Source organism: Pseudomonas sp. B21-009, assembly GCF_024749345.1.
Taxonomy (GTDB): Bacteria; Pseudomonadota; Gammaproteobacteria; order Pseudomonadales; family Pseudomonadaceae; genus Aquipseudomonas.
This window is the reverse complement of sequence record NZ_CP087199.1, coordinates 2,013,138-2,035,997: the sequence shown is the minus strand read 5'-3', so window position 1 is coordinate 2,035,997 and position 22,860 is coordinate 2,013,138. Positions and strand designations below refer to the sequence as shown.

Sequence of the window (22,860 nt, the reverse complement as noted above, 5' to 3'; positions counted from 1 at the left end):
GCCGCTTCAGGCAGCCGGTGGCGGTACCGGTGCCTTGACTTCGGCCTTGCGCAGCGGGTACAGGTGCTGGCGCACGATACCTTCAGGCAGGTCCTTGCCGAACACGCCGTATCGCGCCGGCCATTCCTTGGGCGGCAGCTTGAAGGTGCCGAACAGCATGTCCACCAGCGGCGTATGGATCGCGTAGTTCTTGTAGATGTAATCCTTGTGCCGGGCGTGGTGCCAGTGGTGATAGCGCGGCAGCACCAGCAGGTAGTTGAGCCAGCCGCCGTCGATACGCACGTTGGCATGGGCCAGCACCGCCTGCACACCGACCAGGATCACGTAAGCGTTCATCGCCTGGGGCGAAAAGCCCAGCAGGATCAGCGGCGCCAACACCCCGGTGCGGGTCAGAAGGATCTCGCAGAAATGAATGCGCGAACCGGCCAGCCAGTCCATGTGCGTGCTCGAATGATGCACGGCATGAAAGCGCCACATCCACGGCACCACGTGATACAAGCGGTGCAGCCAGTACTGGCCGAGGTCGGCGACGAACACCGCGAGCAAGAACTGCACCACGATCGGCAGGCTTTGCACCTTGGCCTGCAAGGTATCGGACAGCACCCAGCCGGCCAGCCAGCTGGACGAGGCGGTGACAAAGATGAGGATGAACTGCACCAGCATATGGCTGACGAAGAAGTAGCTGAGGTCGGTGCGCCAGTGCGGGCGCAGGATGTTTTGCTGCGGGTCCTTGGCGTAGAGTTTTTCCAGCGGGATGAAGATCACCGCCGATACCAGCAGAGCGAGCACAAACCAGTCCAGGCCCAGCGAGTATGGGGTCTGGCCGATGGTTTCGGTCTGGATGTTGGTGCCGCCGAGAAACATCGCCAGGCCTGCCGCACTGATGCCGGTAAAGCCCAGGCGCTTGCGCTTGTTGAGGAGAATGTTCAGGGTGCCCAGGGCGAAGGCCAGGATCAATCCGATCAGCAGCGCGGTACGGGCAAAGTGCACGCTGTAGACCTTGCGAAACTCGGCAAAGGTCAGCCACTGCGGAAACAGGAAGCACAGCACCGCCAGCAGGCTGAGCAGCCCCAGGGCGGCCGAGAGGTAACCGCTGATACGCCCCTGGCCGAGCTTGAACGGGTCGTGGCCGTGGCGTTTGAAATAGGCCTTGATTGCCTGCATGAATCGCTGATCCTTCATAGTGGTGGGCTCCGTGCGGCGCGGAGTATACCGACCTGCGACCACAAGTGAACGCGTACCTGCCGGGCCAGCTGACAAATCTGTAATGCACTGCTCAGTTTGCTGACAGTCAGCACTGGCTAAGGTCGTGCCATCCCCGCCCCTGGAATGGCAGCCATGCTTCGACACCCGACCCGCCGCACCTTCGTCAAGGGCTTCGCCGCCGGTAGCGCCCTGGCCGGCCTCGGCCTCTGGCGCTTGCCGGCATTTGCCGCGCCCCCTGTGTTTGCCAATGAGCTGAGCGGCGAGCACTTCGAGCTGTTCATCGGCCAGACCCCGGTCAACGTTACCGGCCGCCCGCGCACGGCGCTGACCATCAACAACAGCCTGCCCGGCCCGACCCTGCGCTGGCGTCAGGGCGATACCGTGACCCTGCGGGTGCGCAACCGCCTGGGCGAGCCGACCTCGCTGCACTGGCACGGGATCATCCTCCCGGCCAACATGGATGGTGTGCCGGGCCTGAGCTTTGCCGGCATCGAGCCCGGTGGCGAGTACCTTTACCGCTTCACCCTGCAGCAGAGCGGCACCTACTGGTACCACAGCCATTCCGGCCTGCAGGAACAGGCCGGGGTCTACGGCGCGATCGTCATCGACCCCAAAGAACCCGAAGGCCATCGCTACCAGCGCGACTACGTGCTGCTGCTCAGCGACTGGAGCGACCAGGCCCCCGAGGCGCTGATGGCGACCCTGAAAAAGCAGTCCGACGCCTTTAACTACCACAAGCGCACCGTTGGCGACTTCATCGACGATGTCGCCAGAGATGGCTGGCAGCAAACCGTCGCCGAACGCAAGGCCTGGGCAGCCATGCGCATGAGCCCCACCGACCTTGCCGACATCAGCGCCGCTACCTACACCTACCTGCTCAACGGCCAGCCGCCGGATGGCAACTTCACCTGCCTGTTCCAGCCCGGCGACACTGTGCGCCTGCGCCTGATCAACGGCTCGGCGATGAGCTATTTCGACTTTCGCATTCCGGGCCTTAAGCTGACGGTGATCGCCGCCGATGGCCAGCCGGTGGAGCCAGTCGAGGTCGATGAACTGCGCATCGCCGTGGCCGAAACCTATGACGTGCTGGTGCGGGTCGGCGACCTGCCCGCCTATACCCTGTACGCGCAGAGCATGGACCGCAGCGGCTACGCCCGCGGTACCCTGGCGCGCAGCAACGGGCTGAGCGCCGAGGTGCCAGAGCCGGACCCACGTCCCATCCTGACCATGGCCGATATGGGCCACGGCGCCATGGCCGGGATGGGCGCCATGGACCACAGCCAGATGGCCGGCATGGACCATTCGAAAATGACCGGCATGCAGCAACACCCAGCCAGCGAAAGCGGCAACCCGCTGGTGGACATGCAGACCATGAACCCCAGGCCCAACCTCGCCGACCCAGGGATTGGCCTGCGCAACAACGGCCGCCGGGTGCTGACCTACGCCGACCTGAAAAGCACCTTCGCCGACCCCGATGGCCGCGAGCCGTCCCGGGAAATCGAACTGCACCTGACCGGACACATGGAGCACTTCGCCTGGTCGTTCAACGGCATCAAGTTCTCCGACGCCGAGCCGCTGCGCCTGACCTACGGCGAGCGCCTGCGCATCACCCTGGTCAACGACACGATGATGGCCCACCCGATCCACCTGCATGGCCTGTGGAGTGACCTGGAAGACGAACACGGGCGCTTCCAGGTGCGCAAGCACACCGTCGACATCCCGCCGGGCAGCCGCCGTAGCTACCGGGTCAGCGCCGACGCCCTGGGCCGCTGGGCCTATCACTGCCACCTGCTCTACCACATGGAGATGGGCATGTTCCGCGAGGTACGCGTCGATGAATAAGCCCATTGTTCGGCCGCTGTTCGGCGGCTTCGCCCTGCTCGCCCTGCTGGCCAGTGAAGAGGCCCGTGCCGAGGCCATGGATCACGCCGCCATGGGCCACGGTGCCATGCCCCAGCAAGGCATGAACCACAGCATGGCATCCGATTCGCCGCGCACGCCGTTACGGCCGATCACCGACGCCGACCGCCAGGCGGCCTTCCCGCCCCTGCCCGGTCATCAGGTCCACGACCAGCAGACCAACTGGGCCGTGACGGTCGAGCAGCTGGAGTACCAGAACTTCGACAACAGCAGCGCCCTGAAGTGGGACGCCAACGCCTGGATCGGCGGCGATGTCGACCGCCTGTGGCTGCGCAGCGAAGGCGAACGCGAACAGGGCGTGACCCACAAGGCCGAACTGCAGGCGCTCTGGGGCCATGCCATCAGCCCCTGGTGGGAGCTGGTCGGTGGCCTGCGCCAGGACTTCAAGCCGGCCACTGGCCAGACCTGGGCCGCCTTCGGCATCCAGGGCACGCCGCTGTACGGGCTGGAGCTGCAAGCCACCCTGTATGCCGGCGAACGTCAGCAAACCGCGCTGCGCCTGGAGAGCAGTTACGCTATCCTGCTGAGCAATCGCTGGATCCTCGAACCGTCGCTGGAGGCCAATTTCTATGGCCGCAACGACGCCACCCGGGACCAGGGCAGTGGCCTTGCCGACAGCGAGATTGGCCTGCGCCTGCGCTACGAAATCACCCGTGGCTTTGCCCCGTACCTGGGCATCAGCGTCAACCGGGCCTACGGCAACAACGCCGAGCAAATCCGTGATGAGCACGGCGATATCGGCCAGACCCGCCTGGTCGCCGGAGTTCGCCTGCGTTTCTAGAAGTGGAGAAGTACATGCTGAGCAAGAAAATCGTCGCCTTCGGCCTGCTGGCCCTGAGCACCCTGGCCCAGGCCGGGCCGACCATCGATGTCTACCGTGACCCCAACTGCGGCTGCTGCAAGGACTGGATCAAGCACCTGCACGACAACGGCTACACGGTCAACGACCATGTCGAGCCGAACATGAGCGCGCTCAAGCAGCGCCTGGGCGTCGAGCCGCGCCTGGCCTCGTGCCATACCGGGGTGATCGACGGCAAGTTCGTCGAAGGCCATGTGCCGGCCGAGCAGATCAAGCTGCTGAGCAAGCGTCCCGACCTCAAGGGTCTGGCCGTACCGGGCATGCCCATGGGCTCGCCGGGCATGGAAATGGGCGACCACAAGGACGCCTACCAGGTCATCGGCCTGACCCTTGAGGGCAAGGACGAAGTGGTCGCCAACTACTGATCAGGCCTTGATGCTCAGCTATTGGGCACTGTTTCTCAGCGCCTTCGGCGCAGCCACCTTGCTGCCGCTGCAATCGGAAGCGGTGCTGGTCGGCCTGCTGCTGCGCGAACCTGAGGCGCTGATCAGCCTGTTGCTGATCGCCACCGCCGGCAACGTGCTCGGTTCGATCGTCAACTGGCTGCTGGGCCGCGGCATCGAGCACCTGCGCGACAAGCGCTGGTTCCCGTTCAAGCCCGCACAACTGGCAAAGGCCCAGCAGCGCTACCAGCGTTATGGCCAGTGGTCGCTGCTGCTGAGCTGGATGCCGGTGATCGGCGATCCGTTGACGCTGATTGCCGGGATCATGCGCGAGCCGTTCTGGCGCTTTTTAGTGCTGGTCACCCTCGCCAAAGCCGGGCGTTACCTGGTGCTGGCGCTGCTGACGCTGGGCTGGATGCAGCACTAGCGCCCCCAGATCTGCGCCTCGGTCCAGCCCAGTTCGGCAAAGTCCTGGGCGCGCAGGTGCGCTTCATCCTCACAAAAGAATTCATCCAGTTGCGGCGGGCGCACCGAGGTGTCGCTGAGCATCGCGTGCACCTGGCCACGGTGGTGGATCTGGTGCTCGAACAGGTGCGAGAGCAGGCGCAGGCGTTGTTCGCGCTGCACCCAGTCGGGGCGCACGATGTTCACATAGCGCTGCAACTGGTCGTCACGTAACTGGCTGCAGTAAGCGATCAGGCGGTGATCGGCCTGCAACTGTTCGGCGTGCAGTTCCAGGCAGGTGGCAAAAGGCTCCTCGGGCTGGAAAAAACGCTCGCTGTCCGGGTCTGGCGCTTCGCCGCGCTGCTCACACTCAAGGGCCTGCAGGTAGAACCAGTCGACGGTGAGGATGTGGTTGAGGGTCGCCTTGATCGACGGGAAAAAGCTCGCCCGCGGGGCGACGAACTCATCCTGGCTCAGTTGCCTGCAGGCCTTGTACACCCGGTGGTTGGCCCAGCCGTTCTGGTAGGCCATGGTCAGCAGGTGGCGCGAAAGAGGCTCGGCCATGATCGATTCCTCAGCAGAAGCGTTGCAGTTGCATCTCCCGCAAGCGGCTGAGCGTACGCCGGAACGGGAACTCCAGATACCCTTCAGTGTAGAGCGCTTCCAGGGCGACCTCGGCTTCCAGGTACAGGGCGATCCGCCGGTCGTAGCATTCATCGACCAGGGCGATGAAGCGCCGCACGCTGTCGTCATGCACCGACAGTTGCGGTAGCTCGCGGTCGCCGGCGACCACCCGCCGGGCGCCGTCCTCGGTGCCGCGGGCGATCTTCGCCGGGCGCTGGCGGGCGCCGAGCGCCGGTACCTCGCCGAGCAGAATGGCCTGGAAGCTGTCGCACAGGGCCATGAAATCCATGGCGGCGAAGGGTTGCTCACAGAGGTCGGCGTAGCGGCACCAGAGCACCGTCTCGCAGCGTTGCACCACGCTGAGCTGGCGTGAGCCGATCAGCAAGGGTTGTTCAGTCGCCGCTTGCTCATCGCGCAGTTGCTCGAAGACCTGCGCCAGGGCTGCGGGCTGGCCTTTCTCGGTAATCCAGTAACGCTGTATCCGCGCGCCCGGATGCAGGCGATGGTCTTGCTCACCCGCCACTGCCACCACCTGCATATGCTGCTCGATGGCGGCAATCGCCGGCAGGAAGCGCTCGCGGTTGAAACCGTCGCTGTAGAGCTGCCCGGGCGGCTGGTTGGAGGTGGCCACGATCACCACCCCGGCCTCGAACAGCACCTGGAACAACCCGCCGAGAATGATCGCATCGCCGATGTCGTTGACGAACAACTCGTCAAAGCACAGCACGCGGATTTCTTCGGCCAGGGACAAGGCCAGGGCCTGCAAGGGCTCGGCGGTGCCATTGAGCTGGAACAGGCGCTGATGCACCCAGCGCATGAAGTGATGAAAATGCTGGCGCCGGGCCGGAACCTGCAGGCAGGCGTGGAACTGATCCATGAGCCAGGTCTTGCCGCGCCCAACCGGCCCCCAGAGGTACACGCCCTGCGGGGTTTCGCCGCGTTGCAGGGCCTCGAAGCAGGTTTGCAGGGCGGTGGCGGCCTGCAACTGGGCCGGATCGCTGACAAACCCCTGGCTGGCAATGGCCTGCTGGTAGCGGGTCAGCGGGGACTGTTCGGTGAAGCAGGACATGCGCGGCGTCCGTCGCAAAAGGGGGCATTCTGCGGCGGGGGGCATCGCGGGGCAAGTGCTACCACCATTGGTAGGAGCGGGCTTGCCCCGCGATGAGGCCAGTTCAGTCAGCACATCGGATGTTGTCTGAGATACCACCGCTGCGCGCTTGATCGCGGGGCAAGGCCCGCTCCCACAAGGTCTCTACAGATCCAGCCCGACTTTGAGCAGCGCCCCATCCGTCTCATCGGTAAGCAGGTACAGATACCCGTCCGGCCCTACCCGCACGTCGCGAATCCGCGCCTTGAGCTCGCCGAGCAGGCGCTCTTCATGCACCACCTTGTCGCCCTTGAGCTCCAGGCGAATCAGTTCCTGCGCCGCCAGGGCGCCGATGAACAGGCTGTGATCCCAGGGTTTGAAGCGCGGGTTGTCGTAGAACGCCATGCCGCTGATGGCCGGGGACTTCTCCCAGACATGGTGCGGGTCGAGCATGCCCTCGACATGCTCGCCCTTGGCCTCCGGGATCGGCATCAGCGAATAGTTGATGCCGTGGGTAGCGATCGGCCACCCATAGTTCTTGCCGGGCTTGGGGATGTTGATCTCATCGCCACCACGGGGCCCATGCTCGTTGGTCCACAACTCGCCGGTCCAGGGGTTGAGCGCCGCGCCCTGTTGGTTGCGGTGGCCAAACGACCAGATTTCCGGGCGCACGTTGGCCTGGCCGACGAACGGGTTGTCCTTGGGCACCGTGCCATCCGGGAGGATGCGCACCACCTTGCCCTGCAGCTTGTCGAGGTCCTGGGCGGTCGGGCGCTGGTTGTTCTCGCCCAGGGCGATGAACAGGTAGCCGTCGCGGTCAAACACCAGGCGCGAGCCAAAATGGTTGCCGCTGGAGAGCTTGGGCTGCTGGCGGAAGATCACATTGAAGTCTTCAAGCTTGGCGCTGTCGGCCGACAAGCGCCCGCGGCCCACCGCGGTACCGGCCGTGCCGCCCTCCCCACCACCTTCGGCATACGACAGGTAGACCATCCGGTCCTGCTTGAAGGTCGGTGACAACACCACGTCGAGCAAACCGCCCTGGCCCTTGGCCCAGACTTCGGGGACGCCGCCCAGCGGCGGCCCGACCTTGCCTTCGGGGCTGACAATGCGCAGGTTGCCGGCGCGCTCGGTCACCAGGATGCCCTGGCCGTCCGGCAAGAACGCCAGGGCCCAGGGATTGCGCAGGCCTTCGGCGAGGGTGCTGACCTTGACGCTGCCCTCCTCGCTCTTGAAGTCGCGCTCGGGCGCGGCATGGGCCAGCAGCGGCAGCAGCGCCGCGGTCATCAGAGTGGGTAGCCAGGTGCGTGGGGACATCAGCGATTCCTTCCAGGGAGGGCCTGTTATTCAGGGTGCGGGCGCACGCGGCGGCCGGCTGGGTTCCAGGCGCGGGGTGGTCTGTTCGCGGCGGATGTTTTCGCCATTGCCGATACCACGGTTCTCGAGGGACGGCGGGCGCGGGTTGGGCTGGGTCGACGGGCCGCGCACCGGCGGCGTGGCCGGCACGCTGCCCTGGCGGCTGTTGGGGTTGGCGCGCATGATCGGGCTGTTGTAGGGGTTATTGTTGCTGGCCGCCAGCTGCAACGGCGCGGCAACAGGCGCCGCCTGCAGCGGCGAGCTCAAGAACAGGGCCATGGCCAGGCCCGTCAGTGATCGGTTCACGGTATTCACCTCCGGCAACACGCGGCGCCGAAAACCTGCGCGCCCAAGCGTTGGATAGCCTAAGGCGCGACAGGTTCGCCGGGAAACCTCGATTTGCCCCGCAGGTGATTCATTTTGTTACCGGATCAGCCATCGACCTTATGCTTCGCGGCGTACAGGCAAAGCATTTCCATGGCCAGGGTGGCCCCGGCCAGGGCGGTGATATCGGCATGGTCATAGGCCGGAGCGACTTCCACCAGGTCCATGCCCACCAGGTTGATGCCGCGCAGCCCACCGAGGATTTCCAGCGCCTGCACCGTGGTCAGGCCGCCACACACCGGGGTGCCGGTGCCGGGCGCGTAGGCCGGGTCCAGGCAGTCGATGTCGAAAGTCAGGTACACCGGTTGCTCGCCAACCCGCTGGCGAATCGCTTCGATGATTGCCTGGGTACCACGTTGATGCACCTGGCGGGCATCGAGCACGGCAAAGCCCTGGGTATCGTCATTGGTGGTGCGCAGGCCGATCTGCACCGAGCGCGCCGGGTCTACCAGGCCTTCGCGGGCCGCGTGCCAGAACATGGTGCCGTGATCGACACGCTGGCCCTCCTCGTCCGGCCAGGTGTCGCTGTGGGCATCAAAATGAATCAGCGCCAGCGGACCGTGTTTGCGTGCATGGGCCTTGAGCAGCGGGTAGCTGATGAAGTGGTCGCCGCCCAGGGTGAGCATGGCGCAGCCGGCTTCGAGAATTTGCTCGGCATGGGCCTGGATGCTCTCGGGCACGGTGTGCGGGCTGCCGTAGTCGAAGTTGCAGTCGCCGTAGTCGATTACCGCCAGGTGCTCGAAGGGGTCGAACTCCCACGGCCAGTGCCGGGCCCAGGCCTGCTGCACCGAGGCGGCACGAATCGCCCGCGGGCCGAAGCGCGCACCCGGGCGGTTACTGGTGGCGGTGTCGAACGGCACGCCGCTGACCACCACATCAACGCCGCGCAAATCGCGGCTGTAGCGCCGGCGCGAAAAACTGGTGATACCGGCAAAGGTGTTTTCGGCGATGGTGCCGTAGAGGCTTTCGCGGGTAATGGCCTGGTCGTTGTCGGGGGCGAGGTCCATGGTCGGGCTCCTGGTTTGTTGTTATTGGCGGCTACGGAAGGTGGTCCACAGGCGGGTGCGCTGGCGCATGTCGGCGAGGCTCATGCTGCGGTCGGCAAACAGCCGCGCGCGTATTTCGGCCGAGGGGTAGATGTCCGGGTCGCCGCGCACCGCTTCATCCACCAGAGGCGTGGCGGCCTGGTTGGCATTGGCGAAGAACAGCGTGTTGGTCAGTGGCGCCACCGAATCGGGGCGCAGCATGAAGGCGATGAAGGCGCGGGCCGCTTCTGGGTGCGGCGCGTCCTTGGGCATGACCAGGTTGTCCTGCCAGATCAGCGTGCCTTCGCGGGGGATGCGGTAGATCACCTGGTACGGCTTGCCGGCCTTGTGCGCCTGGTCGGCGGCCATGGCTGCATCACCGTTGTAGGTCAGCGCCAGGCACACGCTGCCGTTGGCCAGGTCGTTGATCTGCCGGCCGTTGGCGACGTAGCTGATCGACGGCTGCAGTTGCTTGAGCAGCGCCTGGGCGGCCGCCAGGTCGTCCTTGTCACGGCTATAGGGATCCTTGCCAAGGTAATGCAGGGCGACGCCGATCACCTCCTGGGGCGAGTCGGACATGGCAATCCCGCAATCCTTGAGCTTGCTGGCGTACTCGGGCTTGAACAACAGGTCGAGGCTGTCCAGCGGCACATCACCCAGGCGTTGGCGCACCGCCTCAAGGTTCATGCCAAGGCCCAGGGTGCCCCAGGTGTAGGGCACGGCGTACTGGTTGCCAGGGTCGACCTCGGCCAGCTTGGCCAGCAGGTCCGGATCGAGGTTGGCGTAGCCGGGCATGGCCTGGGCGTGCAGCGGCTGCAAGGCACCTGCGGTCAAGGCCCGGGCCAAAAGGCTCGAAGATGGCACCACCACGTCATAGCCACTGCCGCCGGTGAGCAACTTGGTTTCCAGCACTTCGGTGGTGTCGAAGGTGTCGTAGCGCACCTTGTAGCCGGTTTCTTGCTCGAAGCGCTGCAAGGTCTCGGGCGCGACGTAGTCGGCCCAGCTGTACAGGTTGAGGACTTTTTCCTCGGCCTGCACCGGCAAGGCCAGGGCCAGGGACAACAACCACAGGGATGTACGCATGTCGGGCACCTTTGTCAGTGGATGCCGCCAGCATGCCTGCCGGGTTACATTACTAAAATGGCAAGTCAGTTAACCTGACATTCATATGGAGCAATGTTTGATGCTGGGACAACTGCACGACCTCGACCTGCACCTGCTGCGGCTGTTCGTCACTGTAGTCGAGGCCGGCGGCTTCAGCGCCGCCCAGGGCGTGCTGGGTTTGAGCCAGCCGAGCATCAGCCAGCAGATGGCGCGCCTGGAAACCCGCCTGGGCTATCGCCTGTGCCGCCGCGGCAAGGGCGGCTTTGGCCTGACCGCAAAGGGTGAAGTGCTGCTCAAGGCCACCCGCGAACTGCTGGTGCAGATCGAGGCGTTTCGGCATCAGGCCAACGGCGTCGCCGGACGCTTGCTCGGCGAGGTGCGCATCGGCATTTCCGAAGCCCAGGAAAGTACCGTGACCTTGCGCCTGGCGCGGGCCATCGAGCGTTTTCGCCAGCGTGACGAGGCGGTGCGCCTGGAGTTGGTCAGCGCCATGCCAGCCGACCTTGAGCGCCAGCTGTTGCAGCAGCGTCTGGACCTGGCCATCGGCTATTTTTCCGGCAAGCAGGCAGCGTTCGATTACACGCCGTTGTTCGAAGAAAACCAGCGCCTGTACTGCGCCAGCCATCATCCGCTGGCCGGGCAAACCGAGGTCAGCCTGGCGGCCTTGCAACAGGCCGACCAGGTCGAACACCCCTACCGCTTCCAGAGCCGCCAGGAACCCTTTGACGGCACCAGCGGCGCGGCCCGTTCCGAGCAGGTCGAAGGCGCGCTGGCCTTCATCCTCTCCGGCCGGCACATCGGTTATCTGCCCTGCCACTACGCCGAGCCCTGGGTCGCGCGCGGCCTGTTGCAGGCTCTGGACCCGGCGCTGGATTTTGCCGTGCCGTTCGTGCTGGTGCGCCACCGCGCCCAGGTGGCCAGTGATGCCGAGCAGGCCTTCGCAGCCGACCTGCTGGCCGCCTTCGCCTGACTCAGTAGGCCAGCGACCAGGTCAGGGTGTAGGTGCGGCCACGGCCCTGGTAGTCATAGAGGTAGGCCGGGCCATAGGTCGGCGAGTAGAACAGCGTCGCGCGCTGGCCCCAGACGGTGCTGTACTGCTTGTCGAGCAGGTTCTGGATACCGGCGCTGAAGGTGCCGAAACCGGTGTCCTGGCTACCCAGCAGGTCGAAGGTGGTGTAGCCGCTGATCGTGTGATCGGCATCGTCCTTGAGGGTGAAGGCGTGGTTGGCCTGCAAACGGGCGCTGCGGCCATCGCCCTTCCAGCCGACGAAAGCGGTGGACTTGGACAGCGACGCATAGCGGGCATCGCGCTTGATCCAGTCGCCGTCTTTGTCTTGCTCTTGCGAGCGCACCAGGTGCAGGGTGCTACCGGCTTCCCAGCCGCTTTCGAAGTGACGGGTCAACGCGCCTTCAAAGCCGAAATCGCGGCTTTTCTGCTCTTCGACATTGATGGTCAAAGTGGCCATGTCGGTGGTGATGATCTTGTCCGACCAGATGTAGTACACCGCCGCCTGGGCGTCCCAGTCCAGGTCGGCATAGCGCCAGCCCAGCTCCACCTGGCGGCTCTTGATCCCGGCCAGCGGGTTGTCCTCGACGCTCAGGCCCGGCTTGCCGTAGTACTTGGCCGGGTCCGGCAGGTCGAAGCCTTCGCCGTAGTTGCTCCAGACCTGGTGACCGTTCTTGAAGTCGTAGATGGCGCCGAAGTTGAACAGGTTGACCTGGTAGTCGTTGTTGCCGCCGGGCACGTTCTTGAAGTCGCCGACATCGACGTCCATCTGCTGGCGCCGGGCGCCACCGGAAAAGGTCAGGTTATCGGTGGCCTTCCAGTCCAGCTGGGCGTAGGCCGAGATGCCGTCGACCCGGTAGCTGGGGTAGCGTGCTGCCTTGCTGGCTTCATCCAGGTCCAGGCCACCGCTTTCGGACGACGTCAGGGCATTGAAGGTGGTCTGGTCGGCGTTGAAACGCTCGCGGTCCAGGTCCACGCCGTAGGTCAGCTTGAGGCTGTCCCACTGCTTGGCGAACAGCGCCTTGAGGCTGCTGACTTCGAAGTTCTGCTGCGAGGCGGCAAAGTACACGCCTTTGGAGCCCGCCGGTTTGCCGGTGTTGTAGTACGGGAACGGGTAGAAGTTGTCGTCTTCCTTGCGGTACGAGGCCTGCAGGTAGAAGTCCTGGCCGAGCACATCGCTGTGGTGGTAGTTGGCGTTGAGCAGCAGGCGCTTGGTGCGCGGCTCAAGATCGGTGGAGTAGCCGCCGCGCAGCTCGGCGTCTTCCAGATCCGACGGGCCGTTGTAGTTCAGGTTGGGAAAGTAGATACCGGTGCTGCCGTGGTTGCCCGAGTCGTAGTACTGGGCCAGCAGGTCGAGGCTCTGCTCGTCGTTGAACTTCAGGCCCAGGCTGCCAAGCACGTCGATGGTGCGGTTGTACTGCAGGTCGGTCTGCGTGTTGTCGATGAAGATCTGCTCGCCGGCGCCGTCGTAGAAGGCTTCGTTCTGCTCGGCAGACACACCCAGGCGCGCATTGATGCGCTCGTTGCCGCCGCTGATCGACTGGGCGATGCGGGTCGACAGGTCGTCGCTGTTGTTGAAGCCGCTGCTGGCACCCAGCTGGGTTTCAAAGCGCGCCGGGCCTGCTTCGCCCCTCTTGGTGACGATATTGATGATGCCGCCGGTGGCGCCGCCGCCGTAGATGGCACTGGCGCCGGAGAGCACTTCGACGCGCTCGACGTTGAACGGCGAGATGCTGTCAAACTGGCGCGACAAACCCCGCGAGCTGTTCTGGCTGACGCCGTCGATCATCACCAGGACATTGCGCCCGCGCATGTTCTGCCCGTAGTTGGTACGCCCTTCCGGCGCCAGGTCCAGACCCGGGACCAGCTTGCCGATAGCTTCCTTGAGGCTGACGCCGCTGTCGATCTGCTCACGCAGTTGCTGCTGGTCGACCACCCAGACAGTACCGGGGATTTCGCTGATCGAAGTGCTGGTACGCGAGGCGACGCTGACTTCGATGGGCTTGAGGCTGACGCTTTGCGCCGCCACGCTCTTGCGCAGGATCACCGTATTCTGCGCGCTGAACTGCCAGCTCATGCCGCTGCCGGCCAGCAGGCTCTGCAAGGCCTGGGCAATGCTGTAGCGGCCCTGGAGCGCCGGGCTTTGCCGGCCCGCCACATCCTGGCTGGTGAACAGCAGGTGCAGGCCGGCCTGGTCGGCGAAGGCGGTCAGTGCCTGGTCGAGGTTCTGCGCAGGCAAGTCCAGGGATACTTCACGCTCCTGCTGGGTGCTGGCGGCTTTTACCGGGTCGGCGGCGTGCACCTGCAGAGTGCCGAGCAACGCGGCGACGGCGGTCGAGGCTAGCAGGACGTGTTTGAAATAACCGGTGGAACGGGCGATTGGCTTGAGCGGACCCTTCACTGTTTTCTTCCAGGCAAATGGTTGTAAATGAGAATGGATTGCTGATCAGTCTCACTACGACGATTGGGCGAAGAAGAACTTGCAATGGGAATTCGAAAATATTTTTCAGTACTGCGGGTCAGTACACCACAGCCAGCCACGGCAAGTAGGTAACCTTCAGCGCATAGCGCTGTTCAAGGGTGCGCAACAAGCCTTCAGGGTCGTTCAGGTCAAACACCCCGCTGACCTGCAGCGCCGCCAGTTGCTGATCCGACAGCACGATGCGCCCGTGCTGATAACGCTCAAGTTCGGCCAGCACTTCGCGCAGCGGCTTGCCGTTGAAGATCAGCTTGCCGCGCTGCCAGGCGGTTTGCGCGCGGGCGTCGGGCGAGGTTTCCAGCACCTGCCCGCCTACCTGCGCCTGGCCCTGGGCTACCACCACGCGATTGCGCACGCCATCACGGCGCACGCTGAACACCGCAGCGCTGCCCTGCACCGGCTCGGCGCCGGCATCGACCACGAACGGCCGCGGGTCGGCAGCAGGCTCGAACAAGGCCTCGCCGGCCTTGAGCAGCACGCGGCGCTCACCACTGCTGAATTCCACCGACAGCGCACTGCCACTGTTGAGGGTGACCTGCGAGCCATCGGCAAGGGTGATGCGCTGCTGCTGGCCCACCCCGGTGTGGTAGTCGGCAAGCAGGGCCGGCGCCTGCTGCACACCGCCATAGCCGACCAGCGCCAACACCAGCGAGGCGGCCACGGCCGAGCCCCAGCGCCGCCAACGTGGCGCCGGCGCGGCTACTTCTGCCGCCGCCCGGGTCTGCCCCAGGTCTGCCCACAGTGCCTCGGCTTCACCCGCAGCCTCGGCATGCGCCGGGCTCAGCGCACACCAGCGCTGGTAGCGTTGGCGGTCAGCGGCGCTGGCGTTGCCCGAATGCAGCAGCACCTGCCAGTCGAGGGCATCATCGGACAAATCGCTGATCGGTTGCGGCGCAGGCATGGCGTAGGCGTCAGTCATGGTTGTGTTTGAGCCAGTCGCGGCAATGGCGCAGGGCCTGGCCGATGTATTTTGCCACCATGCTCTCGGAAACGCCCAGCCGTTGTGCAATCTGCGCCTGGGTCAGGCCTTCGACGCGGTTGAGCAGCAAGGCCTGACGGGCGTTGGCCGACAGTTGCAGCAAGGCTTCATCGAGCAGCTCCAGGCGCTCACTGGCGAGCAACGCCGCTTCCGGTGCCGGCGCCGGGCATGGCACCTGACGCGCCGCTTCGCTGTCGTCGAGGCTGCTGCTCATGCGTTGTTCGCGGCGCAAGGTATCGATGGCCAGGTTGCCGGCCACGCGAAAGATGAAGCTGCGTGCATGCAGCACCGGCAGGTCCTGCTGCTCGATCTTCACCAGTTTCAGGTAGGTTTCCTGGGCGACGTCGGCGGCCCGCTGGCGGTCGCTCATGCGCCGGGTCAGGAACTGCAGCAGGTCATCGTAATGTTCCTGGAAGCTTGCAAGCAGCCCGGACACGGGAGACGTCAACATGAAGGATTCGATGGCCAGTGGGAAGAATTAGCGGACGTTAATGAGAACAAGTATCTTTCATAACGTACAGCACTTTCAACGCCGCTGTGCATTTGCCACACTCGGGGCTGTTTTCCTGCGCTGGAGCTATGCCGTGACCCGATACTTACGCCTGTGCCTGGCCCTGCTGTTGATCGGCGGTTTGAACGCCTGCGCCCTGTTGCAGCCCCGCGACCCGGTGAACATCAGCGTGATCGGCATCGAGCCCCTGCCCGGCCAGGACCTGGAACTGCGCATGGCGGTGAAGATCCGTGTGCAGAACCCCAACGAAACCGCAATCGACTACAACGGCATCGCCCTCAACCTTGAGGTCAATGGCCAGCCGCTGGCGGCCGGTGTCAGCGATCGCAGTGGCAGCATCGGGCGTTTCAGCGAGCAGGTACTGGTAGTGCCGGTGAGCATCACCGCGTTCTCGGTACTGCGCCAGGCCGTGGGCCTGAGCCAGGTGCGCAGCCTCGATGGCCTGCCGTACACGGTGCGCGGCAAACTGGCCGGTGGCGCCTTCGGGACCCGGCGCTTCAGTGACAGCGGCCGGCTCAACCTGCCACAGCCAGCCAACGCCACCTGGTGATGGCGTGATGGGCCCGGGGGCTTACTTGGCTGCGGCCATCAGCTTGTTGACTTCACTGCGGACCATGTTGGCGTACTCGGGCGGCGACATGCCGTCCAGCTCTGCCCGCACCCATTCGGCCCACTTGCCCTTGCGCCGCGGCTTTTCGGCGATGATTCGCGCCGCATCGGCCTTGGCCTTGCCCAGGTTGGTCTGCCAGAGCTCGAACAGGCGTGCTTTCTCGTCCTCGATCTGCGCCCGTTCGGCGAAGCTCTTGTTGGCCAGATTGAAACTCATGAGGGGTGTCCTGCCGCTAGAAAATAGGCGCTATCTTACACTGTAGCCGCCGATGCCCGGCAAACCGCTGCAACTTTCAGCGCCCGCCGGCATCCACTGTTCAATGCCCATCAACTGACGAGGAAGCACCCATGGCCAGGAAAACCACCGTGCAAAGCGATGCCGAGCAAATCAAGGACCAGGCGTTCAGTGAGCTGCAGGCGTTGATCGAGGAGTCGGAAAAACTGCTCAGCGAAAGCGCCGCGCTGGTTGGCGAAGAAGCCGAAACCCTGCGCGCCCAGGTCGGACTGAAACTGAAACAGGCCCGCGACGCGGTCACTGGCGTGCGCAGCAAGGCGCAGCCGGTGGTCGAGGCCACCCAGGACTACATCGGCGGCCATCCGTGGCAGACGGTGGCGATTTCGGCAGGCTTTGGCCTGGTGGTCGGTTTGCTGCTGGGGCGCAGGCCATAAACGCATCGCAGGTCCTGCTCGCTCCTGTAAGAGCAGGCAGGACCTGCGATGAACTCAACGCAAACTCAACGGCTGCACCAGCCCACAGGCAATTGCCATGCCCACCAGCGCCGGCAAATGCTCGGCCTGCATGCGCTTCATGACCCGCGAGCGATAGAGGTCGACGGTCTTCACGCTGACCTGCAACTGCTCGGCAATTTCCCGATTGGTAAAACCCCGCACCAACGGCAGGAACACATCGCGCTCACGGGGCGTGAGGCTGTCGATGCGCGCCTGCACCGCTTCCAGCGGCCCGGCATGACGCGCCTGGCCAAGGGCGGCCTGAACGCTGTCGAGCAGTAGCTGGTCGTTGTAGGGTTTCTCGATGAAATCGCAGGCCCCGGCCTTGAAGGCGCGCACCACGATCGGCACATCGGCATGGCCGCTGACGAAGATTACCGGCAAATCGATGCCGCGGGCGCGCAGCGCTTCCTGCACGCTCAATCCGCCCATGCCCGGCATGCGCACATCCAGTAGCACGCACGCCGGCCGATGGCTGTCGCAAGCGTCAAGAAAGGCCTGGCCACTGGTGAACGGCAGCGCCTGCAAGCCCACCGACTCGAGCAACCACAGGGTCGAATCGAGCATGCCCTGGTCATCGTCGACCACATACACCCGCGGTTCCTGCATATCACTCCCCACTGTTGGCCACCGGCGCCAGCCGGCAGCACAAGATCAATCCGCCCGCCTCACCAGGCTGGGCCTGCAAGGTGCCACCAAAGCCTTCGATGATACTGCGGCTCATGCTCAAGCCCAGCCCCAGGCCGTCCGCCTTGCTGGTGTTGAACGGCGTGAAGATACCGTCCAGGCGCTCGGCCGCCACCCCCGGGCCCTGGTCGCTGACGCGGATCGCCAGCCAACCGGCCTCAAGCTTGGCGCTGAGCAGGATACCCGAGGCCCGGCCGTTGTGCTGTTCGCGATTGGCATCGATGGCGTTGCGCAACAGGTTGAGCAGCACCTGCTCGAGCAGCACCCGGTCGGCGTACACCGCGGGCAGCCCGGCGACCACGCGCTGCTCGATGCTCACCTGGTCGCGGCTGGCTTCCCAGTCGCACAGGCGCACCGCTTCGGCCACGACATCGGCAATCGCCAGGGCCTGCAAGCGCCGCGGTTCCTTGCGCAGGAAGGCGCGCAAGCGCTTGATCACCTCGGCGGCATGGGTCGCCTGTTCGTTGATGCGCTGCAAGCCCTGGGCGACCCGTTGCGCCGCCTGCGGGTCGCGTTCAACAGCTTGCAGGTAGCGCAGGCTGGCGCTGGCGTAATTGACCACCGCCGCCAGCGGCTGGTTGATTTCATGGGCAATTCCCGAGGCCAGCTCACCGAGGGTGATCAACCGGGCGCTGTGGGCCAGTTCGTCCTGATGGCGGCGCTGCTGGTTTTCGCGCAGTTCGCGCTCGGTCATGTCGCGGGCCACCAGCGAGTAGTAGCGCTCGCCACCGGCAGCGCGATGGGCCAGCAGCACCAGCGATACCGGGAACGCCGCGCCGCCCTGATGCGGCACCAGCCGCGCCTCGGCCTGCCACACGCCCTGCTGCTCGGCGCGCTGCCAGCCTTCGCTGCGCAGGCGTTGCTGCAGCGCTGGGTCGAGCAAGGCCTGCAAGCCGGGCAGCGGCTCGACTCCCTGCAGCCCCAGGGCCCGGCGCGCCGAACGGTTGAGGTAGCTGAGGCGGCCGTCGCGGTCGCTGAACAGCACCAGGTCAGTGTTGGCTTCGACCACTTCGGCCAGGCGCCGGCGGTTTTCCTGGGCCTCGATGCGCACGCTGATATCGCGCGAGACGCTGACAATTTCCACCACCGCGCCAGTGTAGGTTTCGCGGATGGCGCGGCTGGCGATCTCGAACCACAGGTAACGGCCATCACGGTGGCGCACCCGCCAGGTCATGGTCTGGTAGCCGTCCTGCTCCAGCGCCTGGGACGCCTGCAACAGCGCTTGCCGGCGATCCTGCGGGTGAAACAGCGACTGCACCGGCACCCCGCGCAGCTCCTCTGGCCAGTAACCGAGCAGGCGCAAGGCGGCAGGCGAAGCATCGATAAAGCGGCCATCGGGCGTGTGCCGGGAAATCAGGTCGGTGGTGTTCTCGGTGATCAACCGGTACAGGCGCCGGGCCTGGCTGGCGTCGCGCTCGCCCTGGCGCTCCGGGGTGGCGTCGCGGCAACGCGCCAGCACTTGCTGGCCGGCGTCATCGGGGATGAAGGTCCAGAGCAGAATCTGCCCGGCCACCTGCGCCTCGACCTCGCTGATCGCCCGCCCCTGCTCCAGGCAAGCGCGTACCAGGGCCCGGTAGTTGCTCGGTAGCCAGCGCTCGACGTCACGCTCGGGGCCCATCAAGGCCTGCAAGGCTGGATTGCTGGTCAGCAGACGAGCCTCGGCATCCAGCAACAGGCTCGGTTGCGGGTCCTTGGCCAGCAGCAGGGAAAACGAAGTATCCAAAAACGGTGCCTCTGGGTTTTTATAGTATTTATACCATATTGCTATAGTCTATCTTCCAGTTACCATAGCCATTCGCGTAAAACTTGCGACAGCGGAAGGGCCTGCCCTTCACGACACCTGAACAGAGCTAACAATCAGCCATCGGGGGTTTCAGTTCGCCAATGGGCGGCTGCCTCCTGCACAGGACGACCTCATGTCGATTTTCTCCCAGGGCCTGGCGCCCGCCCCTGTCAATCATGTTGCCTTGAGCCCCTTGAGTTTCATCGAGCGTACCGCCGCCGTCTATGGCCAGTACCCGGCAGTGATTCATGGCGCGATCCGCCGTAACTGGCAACAGACCTATGAACGTTCGCGCCGCCTGGCCAGCGCCCTGGCCGGGCGCGGTATCGGCCAGGGCGATACGGTGGCGGTGATGCTGCCGAACATTCCGGCCATGCTTGAAGCGCACTTTGGCGTGCCGATGATCGGCGCCGTGCTCAACGCCCTCAACGTGCGCCTGGATGCCGAAGCGATTGCCTTCATGCTCGAGCACGGCGAAGCCAAGGTGCTGATCACTGACCGCGAGTTTCACAAGGTCATCGAAGCGGCCCTGGCGCTGATGAAATACCCGCCGCTGGTGATCGATGTCGATGACCCGGAATACGGCGAAGGCCAGGCGGTCAGCGACCTCGACTACGAGGCGTTTCTGGCTGAAGGCGACCCCGAGTTCGCCTGGCACTGGCCCGAGGACGAATGGCAGGCGATCTCGCTGAACTACACCTCCGGTACCACCGGCAATCCCAAGGGCGTGGTCTACCACCACCGAGGCGCTTACCTCAATGCCCTGGGCAACCAAATGACCTGGGCCATGGGCAACCATCCGGTGTACCTGTGGACGTTGCCGATGTTCCATTGCAACGGCTGGTGCTACCCCTGGACCGTCACCGCCCTGGCCGGCACTCATGTGTTCCTGCGCCGGGTCGACCCGCAGAAGATTCTTACCCTGATCCGCGAGCACCAGGTCAGCCACCTGTGCGGCGCGCCGATCGTGCTCAATGCGCTGATCAACATGCCCGAGTCGGCCAAGGCAGCGATCGATCACCCGGTCAATGCCATGGTTGCCGGTGCGGCGCCACCGGCCAAGGTCATTGGTGCGGTGGAAGAAATGGGCATCAAGGTCACCCACGTCTATGGCCTGACCGAAGTCTATGGCCCGGTGACCGTCTGCGCCTGGCACGCCGAGTGGGATGAACAACCGCTGGCTGAACGGGCGCGGATCAAATCGCGCCAGGGCGTGCGTTACCCGACCCTCGAAGGCCTGATGGTCGCCGACCCGCAAACCCTGGAGCCGGTGCAACGCGACGGCAACACCCTGGGCGAGATCTTCATGCGCGGCAACACGGTAATGAAGGGCTACCTGAAAAACCCCGAAGCCACCAGCGAGGCCTTCCGGGGTGGCTGGTTCCACACCGGCGACCTGGCCGTTTGGCATGCCGACGGCTATGTCGAGATCAAGGACCGGCTCAAGGACATCATCATTTCCGGTGGCGAGAACATCTCTACCATTGAAGTCGAAGACACCCTGTACAAGCACCCGGCGGTCCTCGAAGCCGCCGTGGTCGCCCGCCCGGATGAAAAGTGGGGTGAAACCCCTTGCGCCTACATCACCCTCAAGGCCGGCTGCGAGGCCACCCGCGAAGCCGAGATCATCGCATTTTGCCGCGAGCACCTGGCCGGCTTCAAGCTACCGAAGACCGTGGTATTCAGCGAGTTGCCGAAGACCTCCACCGGCAAGATCCAGAAGTACCTGTTGCGCGACTGGGCCAAGGCGCTCTGACCCCCTTTGACAGCGAGAACTGCCATGCCTGAATTCAATGCTCCCCTGCGCGACATGCGCTTTGTCCTTCATGAAGTGTTCCATGGCCCGGCGCTCTGGGCGCGCCTGCCGACCCTGGCCGAGCGGGTCGATGCCGACACCGCCGATGCCATCCTCGAAGAGGCGGCAAAAATCACCAGCCAGCTGATTGCCCCGCTCAACCGCAGCGGCGATGAACAGGGCGTGGCCTTCGAGGCCGGTGGCGTGCGCACCCCGGACGGCTTTCGCCAGGCCTGGCAAACCTACCGCGACGGTGGCTGGGTGGGCCTGGCCGGTAATCCTGAGTTTGGCGGCCTGGGCATGCCGAAGATGCTCGCGGTGCAGTTCGAAGAAATGCTCTATGCCGCCAACTGCAGCTTCAGCCTGTACTCGGCCCTGAGCGCCGGCTGCTGCCTGGCGATCGACGCTCACGCCAGTGAAGCACTCAAGGCCAGTTACCTGCCGGCGCTGTACAGCGGCCAATGGGCCGGCACCATGTGCCTGACCGAGCCCCATGCCGGCACTGACCTGGGGATCATTCGCAGCAAGGCCGAGCCCCAGGCCGATGGCAGCTACAAGGTCAGCGGCACCAAAATTTTCATCACCGGCGGCGACCAGGACCTGACCGAGAACATCATCCACCTGGTGCTGGCCAAGCTGCCGGATGCGCCGGCCGGGCCCAAGGGCATCTCGCTGTTCCTGGTGCCCAAGCGCCTGGTCAATGCCGACGGCAGCCTGGGCGCCAGCAACGCGGTGAGCTGCGGTTCGCTCGAGCACAAAATGGGCATCAAGGCCTCGGCCACTTGCGTGATGAACTTCGACGGCGCCAGCGGCTACCTGATCGGTGAACCCAATCGCGGCCTGGCGGCGATGTTCACGATGATGAATTACGAGCGCCTGTCGATTGGCATCCAGGGCATTGGCTGCGCCGAGGCCTCGTACCAGAACGCCGCCCGCTATGCCTGTGAGCGCCTGCAAAGCCGCGCGGCCAGCGGCGCCCAGAACAAGCAGCAGATTGCCGACCCGATCATCGTCCACCCGGATGTGCGACGCATGTTGCTGACCATGCGCGCCCTCACCGAAGGCGGGCGCGCCTTCGCCACCTATGTCGGCCAGCAACTGGATATCGCCAAGTACGCCGAAGACGCCGATGAACGCAACGCGGCGCAACGCCAGGTGGCCTTGCTGACGCCGGTGGCCAAGGCCTTTTTCACCGACAACGGCCTGGAAAGCTGCGTGCTCGGCCAGCAGGTGTTCGGCGGCCACGGCTACATTCGCGAATGGGGCCAGGAGCAGCTGGTGCGGGATGTGCGCATCGCGCAGATCTACGAAGGCACCAACGGTATCCAGGCCCTGGACCTGCTCGGGCGCAAGGTGGTGGCCGATGGCGGCCAGGCGCTGGCGGCCTTTGCCGCGCAGATTCGCCAGTTCAGCGAAACTGAGCCGCCGTTCCGCCAGCCGCTGCTCAAGGCCCTGGGCGAGCTCGAAGACCTCAGCCAGTGGCTGTGCGAGCAAGCGCGCCACGACCCGAATGCCATCGGCGCGGCCTCTGTGGAGTACCTGCAACTGTTCGGCTACGTTGCCTACGCCTACATGTGGTCACGCATGGCAGCGGTCGCCCGCGATTCGCTGGTGCAGGACCCGGCGTTCTACGGTGCCAAGCTGGCCAGCGCCGGGTTCTACTTCGAACGACTGCTGCCACGCACCCTGTCTCTGCACGCGAGCATTCGCGCCGGCAGTGCTTCATTGTTCGAGCTGGATGCCGCGCAGTTCTGAAAACAACCTGCGCCGCTGCTCGGTGGCGCAGGCCTACCTTTCGTCTGTGATTTTGTAGGTAATCATTGTCAGATCCGCGGTTTTACGGGGTTTTGACGGTAAAAAATCTTACAACTGATAGTCATTCGCCATTATCTC

21 protein-coding genes and 1 pseudogene are annotated in these 22,860 nt (G+C 64.8%); 9 read left to right on the top strand and 13 right to left on the bottom strand.

Annotated elements, in window-relative coordinates; genetic code table 11:
- Positions 1–6 precede the first annotated feature (6 nt).
- The gene (locus LOY34_RS09365; RefSeq protein WP_230090832.1) at positions 7–1,182 is read right to left on the bottom strand and encodes a sterol desaturase family protein; all 1,176 of its coding nucleotides are present in this window, start codon (positions 1,180–1,182) and stop codon (positions 7–9) included.
- 156 nt (positions 1,183–1,338) lie between these two features.
- On the opposite strand from LOY34_RS09365, the gene LOY34_RS09360 reads away from it, so the two are divergent.
- Genes LOY34_RS09360 through LOY34_RS09345 form a run of 4 tightly spaced genes read left to right on the top strand, consistent with a single transcriptional unit; the run spans position 1,339 to position 4,795 of the window.
- The gene (locus tag LOY34_RS09360; protein ID WP_195883495.1) at positions 1,339–3,048 is read left to right on the top strand and encodes a copper resistance system multicopper oxidase; all 1,710 of its coding nucleotides are present in this window, start codon (positions 1,339–1,341) and stop codon (positions 3,046–3,048) included.
- On the top strand, positions 3,041–3,907 hold the full coding sequence (locus tag LOY34_RS09355; protein ID WP_195883494.1) for a copper resistance protein B: 867 nt from the start codon (positions 3,041–3,043) through the stop codon (positions 3,905–3,907). Before LOY34_RS09360 ends, LOY34_RS09355 begins: the two co-directional genes overlap by 8 nt.
- Before the next feature lie 14 nt (positions 3,908–3,921).
- A complete protein-coding gene (locus LOY34_RS09350; protein WP_045201363.1) occupies positions 3,922–4,350 on the top strand; it encodes a DUF411 domain-containing protein in 429 nt (142 codons plus the stop codon).
- A 10-nt stretch (positions 4,351–4,360) separates the two neighbouring features.
- Positions 4,361–4,795: a YqaA family protein gene (locus LOY34_RS09345; RefSeq protein WP_195883493.1), complete on the top strand. Its 435-nt coding sequence runs from the start codon at positions 4,361–4,363 to the stop codon at positions 4,793–4,795.
- Here the strand turns inward: LOY34_RS09345 and LOY34_RS09340 are convergent.
- The 6 genes from LOY34_RS09340 to LOY34_RS09315 all read right to left on the bottom strand — a co-directional run bounded on the left by LOY34_RS09340 (position 4,792) and on the right by LOY34_RS09315 (position 10,368).
- Positions 4,792–5,376, bottom strand: coding sequence for a DinB family protein (locus LOY34_RS09340; RefSeq protein WP_195883492.1), 585 nt, complete (start codon positions 5,374–5,376; stop codon positions 4,792–4,794). The genes LOY34_RS09345 and LOY34_RS09340 overlap by 4 nt on opposite strands.
- 10 nt (positions 5,377–5,386) lie before the next feature.
- Complete coding sequence (gene zapE / locus LOY34_RS09335) at positions 5,387–6,505, bottom strand: cell division protein ZapE (RefSeq protein WP_195883491.1); 1,119 nt, start codon at positions 6,503–6,505, stop codon at positions 5,387–5,389.
- Between the two features lie 183 nt (positions 6,506–6,688).
- Positions 6,689–7,837 carry a PQQ-dependent sugar dehydrogenase gene (locus LOY34_RS09330; RefSeq protein ID WP_045201359.1) on the bottom strand — a complete coding sequence of 383 codons (1,149 nt, stop codon included), beginning with the start codon at positions 7,835–7,837 and terminating at the stop codon, positions 6,689–6,691.
- Positions 7,838–7,867: 30 nt separating this feature from the next.
- A complete protein-coding gene (locus LOY34_RS09325) occupies positions 7,868–8,155 on the bottom strand; it encodes a hypothetical protein (RefSeq protein ID WP_408980913.1) in 288 nt (95 codons plus the stop codon).
- Between the two features lie 152 nt (positions 8,156–8,307).
- Positions 8,308–9,267 (bottom strand): agmatinase, encoded by a 960-nt coding sequence (gene speB / locus LOY34_RS09320; protein ID WP_195883489.1) that lies wholly within the window; start codon positions 9,265–9,267, stop codon positions 8,308–8,310.
- A 21-nt stretch (positions 9,268–9,288) separates the two neighbouring features.
- Positions 9,289–10,368 carry a polyamine ABC transporter substrate-binding protein gene (locus LOY34_RS09315; RefSeq protein ID WP_195883488.1) on the bottom strand — a complete coding sequence of 360 codons (1,080 nt, stop codon included), beginning with the start codon at positions 10,366–10,368 and terminating at the stop codon, positions 9,289–9,291.
- Between the two features lie 100 nt (positions 10,369–10,468).
- Between LOY34_RS09315 and LOY34_RS09310 the strand changes: the two genes are divergently transcribed.
- The gene (locus LOY34_RS09310) at positions 10,469–11,359 is read left to right on the top strand and encodes a LysR family transcriptional regulator (RefSeq protein ID WP_045201356.1); all 891 of its coding nucleotides are present in this window, start codon (positions 10,469–10,471) and stop codon (positions 11,357–11,359) included.
- Position 11,360: 1 nt separating this feature from the next.
- On the opposite strand, the gene LOY34_RS09305 is transcribed toward LOY34_RS09310, so the two are convergent.
- The 3 genes and pseudogenes from LOY34_RS09305 to LOY34_RS09295 all read right to left on the bottom strand — a co-directional run.
- The gene (locus LOY34_RS09305; RefSeq protein WP_195883487.1) at positions 11,361–13,796 is read right to left on the bottom strand and encodes a TonB-dependent receptor; all 2,436 of its coding nucleotides are present in this window, start codon (positions 13,794–13,796) and stop codon (positions 11,361–11,363) included.
- 118 nt (positions 13,797–13,914) lie between these two features.
- Positions 13,915–14,793 carry a FecR domain-containing protein gene (locus tag LOY34_RS09300; protein WP_230090831.1) on the bottom strand — a complete coding sequence of 293 codons (879 nt, stop codon included), beginning with the start codon at positions 14,791–14,793 and terminating at the stop codon, positions 13,915–13,917.
- 4 nt (positions 14,794–14,797) lie between these two features.
- Positions 14,798–15,304, bottom strand: a pseudogene (locus tag LOY34_RS09295) (RNA polymerase sigma factor); the annotation flags it as partial.
- A 133-nt stretch (positions 15,305–15,437) separates the two neighbouring features.
- Between LOY34_RS09295 and LOY34_RS09290 the strand changes: the two are divergent.
- Positions 15,438–15,914 carry an LEA type 2 family protein gene (locus LOY34_RS09290; RefSeq protein WP_195883486.1) on the top strand — a complete coding sequence of 159 codons (477 nt, stop codon included), beginning with the start codon at positions 15,438–15,440 and terminating at the stop codon, positions 15,912–15,914.
- A 21-nt stretch (positions 15,915–15,935) separates the two neighbouring features.
- On the opposite strand, the gene LOY34_RS09285 is transcribed toward LOY34_RS09290, so the two are convergent.
- Positions 15,936–16,190: a hypothetical protein gene (locus LOY34_RS09285; protein WP_045201352.1), complete on the bottom strand. Its 255-nt coding sequence runs from the start codon at positions 16,188–16,190 to the stop codon at positions 15,936–15,938.
- A 131-nt stretch (positions 16,191–16,321) separates the two neighbouring features.
- On the opposite strand from LOY34_RS09285, the gene LOY34_RS09280 reads away from it, so the two are divergent.
- Entirely contained in the window at positions 16,322–16,642 is a 321-nt protein-coding gene (locus LOY34_RS09280) for a YqjD family protein (RefSeq protein ID WP_045201351.1), read from the top strand.
- Between the two features lie 54 nt (positions 16,643–16,696).
- Here the strand turns inward: LOY34_RS09280 and LOY34_RS09275 are convergent, their stop codons facing one another.
- Both LOY34_RS09275 and LOY34_RS09270 read right to left on the bottom strand, forming a co-directional pair.
- Positions 16,697–17,311 (bottom strand): response regulator transcription factor, encoded by a 615-nt coding sequence (locus tag LOY34_RS09275; protein ID WP_093385032.1) that lies wholly within the window; start codon positions 17,309–17,311, stop codon positions 16,697–16,699.
- Position 17,312: 1 nt separating this feature from the next.
- Positions 17,313–19,112 carry a PAS domain S-box protein gene (locus tag LOY34_RS09270; protein ID WP_309475826.1) on the bottom strand — a complete coding sequence of 600 codons (1,800 nt, stop codon included), beginning with the start codon at positions 19,110–19,112 and terminating at the stop codon, positions 17,313–17,315.
- Between the two features lie 193 nt (positions 19,113–19,305).
- Between LOY34_RS09270 and LOY34_RS09265 the strand changes: the two genes are divergently transcribed.
- Both LOY34_RS09265 and LOY34_RS09260 read left to right on the top strand, forming a co-directional pair.
- Positions 19,306–20,928, top strand: coding sequence for an acyl-CoA synthetase (locus tag LOY34_RS09265; RefSeq protein ID WP_045201348.1), 1,623 nt, complete (start codon positions 19,306–19,308; stop codon positions 20,926–20,928).
- A 24-nt stretch (positions 20,929–20,952) separates the two neighbouring features.
- Positions 20,953–22,722, top strand: a complete 1,770-nt coding sequence (locus LOY34_RS09260; RefSeq protein WP_258664631.1) for an acyl-CoA dehydrogenase C-terminal domain-containing protein — start codon at positions 20,953–20,955, stop codon at positions 22,720–22,722.
- Positions 22,723–22,860 lie beyond the last annotated feature (138 nt).

Coding starts and splice junctions, on each gene's coding strand:
- LOY34_RS09355 (WP_195883494.1), top strand. CDS start 3,041: ATGAATAAGCCCATTGTTCGGCCGCTGTTCGGCGGCTTCGCCCTGCTC.
- LOY34_RS09280 (WP_045201351.1), top strand. CDS start 16,322: ATGGCCAGGAAAACCACCGTGCAAAGCGATGCCGAGCAAATCAAGGAC.
- LOY34_RS09325 (WP_408980913.1), bottom strand. CDS start 8,155: ATGGCCCTGTTCTTGAGCTCGCCGCTGCAGGCGGCGCCTGTTGCCGCG.
- LOY34_RS09345 (WP_195883493.1), top strand. CDS start 4,361: ATGCTCAGCTATTGGGCACTGTTTCTCAGCGCCTTCGGCGCAGCCACC.
- LOY34_RS09275 (WP_093385032.1), bottom strand. CDS start 17,311: ATGCAGGAACCGCGGGTGTATGTGGTCGACGATGACCAGGGCATGCTC.
- LOY34_RS09315 (WP_195883488.1), bottom strand. CDS start 10,368: ATGCGTACATCCCTGTGGTTGTTGTCCCTGGCCCTGGCCTTGCCGGTG.
- LOY34_RS09365 (WP_230090832.1), bottom strand. CDS start 1,182: ATGAAGGATCAGCGATTCATGCAGGCAATCAAGGCCTATTTCAAACGC.
- zapE (WP_195883491.1), bottom strand. CDS start 6,505: ATGTCCTGCTTCACCGAACAGTCCCCGCTGACCCGCTACCAGCAGGCC.
- LOY34_RS09340 (WP_195883492.1), bottom strand. CDS start 5,376: ATGGCCGAGCCTCTTTCGCGCCACCTGCTGACCATGGCCTACCAGAAC.
- LOY34_RS09260 (WP_258664631.1), top strand. CDS start 20,953: ATGCCTGAATTCAATGCTCCCCTGCGCGACATGCGCTTTGTCCTTCAT.
- LOY34_RS09265 (WP_045201348.1), top strand. CDS start 19,306: ATGTCGATTTTCTCCCAGGGCCTGGCGCCCGCCCCTGTCAATCATGTT.
- LOY34_RS09360 (WP_195883495.1), top strand. CDS start 1,339: ATGCTTCGACACCCGACCCGCCGCACCTTCGTCAAGGGCTTCGCCGCC.
- LOY34_RS09350 (WP_045201363.1), top strand. CDS start 3,922: ATGCTGAGCAAGAAAATCGTCGCCTTCGGCCTGCTGGCCCTGAGCACC.
- LOY34_RS09310 (WP_045201356.1), top strand. CDS start 10,469: ATGCTGGGACAACTGCACGACCTCGACCTGCACCTGCTGCGGCTGTTC.
- LOY34_RS09330 (WP_045201359.1), bottom strand. CDS start 7,837: ATGTCCCCACGCACCTGGCTACCCACTCTGATGACCGCGGCGCTGCTG.
- LOY34_RS09285 (WP_045201352.1), bottom strand. CDS start 16,190: ATGAGTTTCAATCTGGCCAACAAGAGCTTCGCCGAACGGGCGCAGATC.
- speB (WP_195883489.1), bottom strand. CDS start 9,267: ATGGACCTCGCCCCCGACAACGACCAGGCCATTACCCGCGAAAGCCTC.
- LOY34_RS09300 (WP_230090831.1), bottom strand. CDS start 14,793: ATGACTGACGCCTACGCCATGCCTGCGCCGCAACCGATCAGCGATTTG.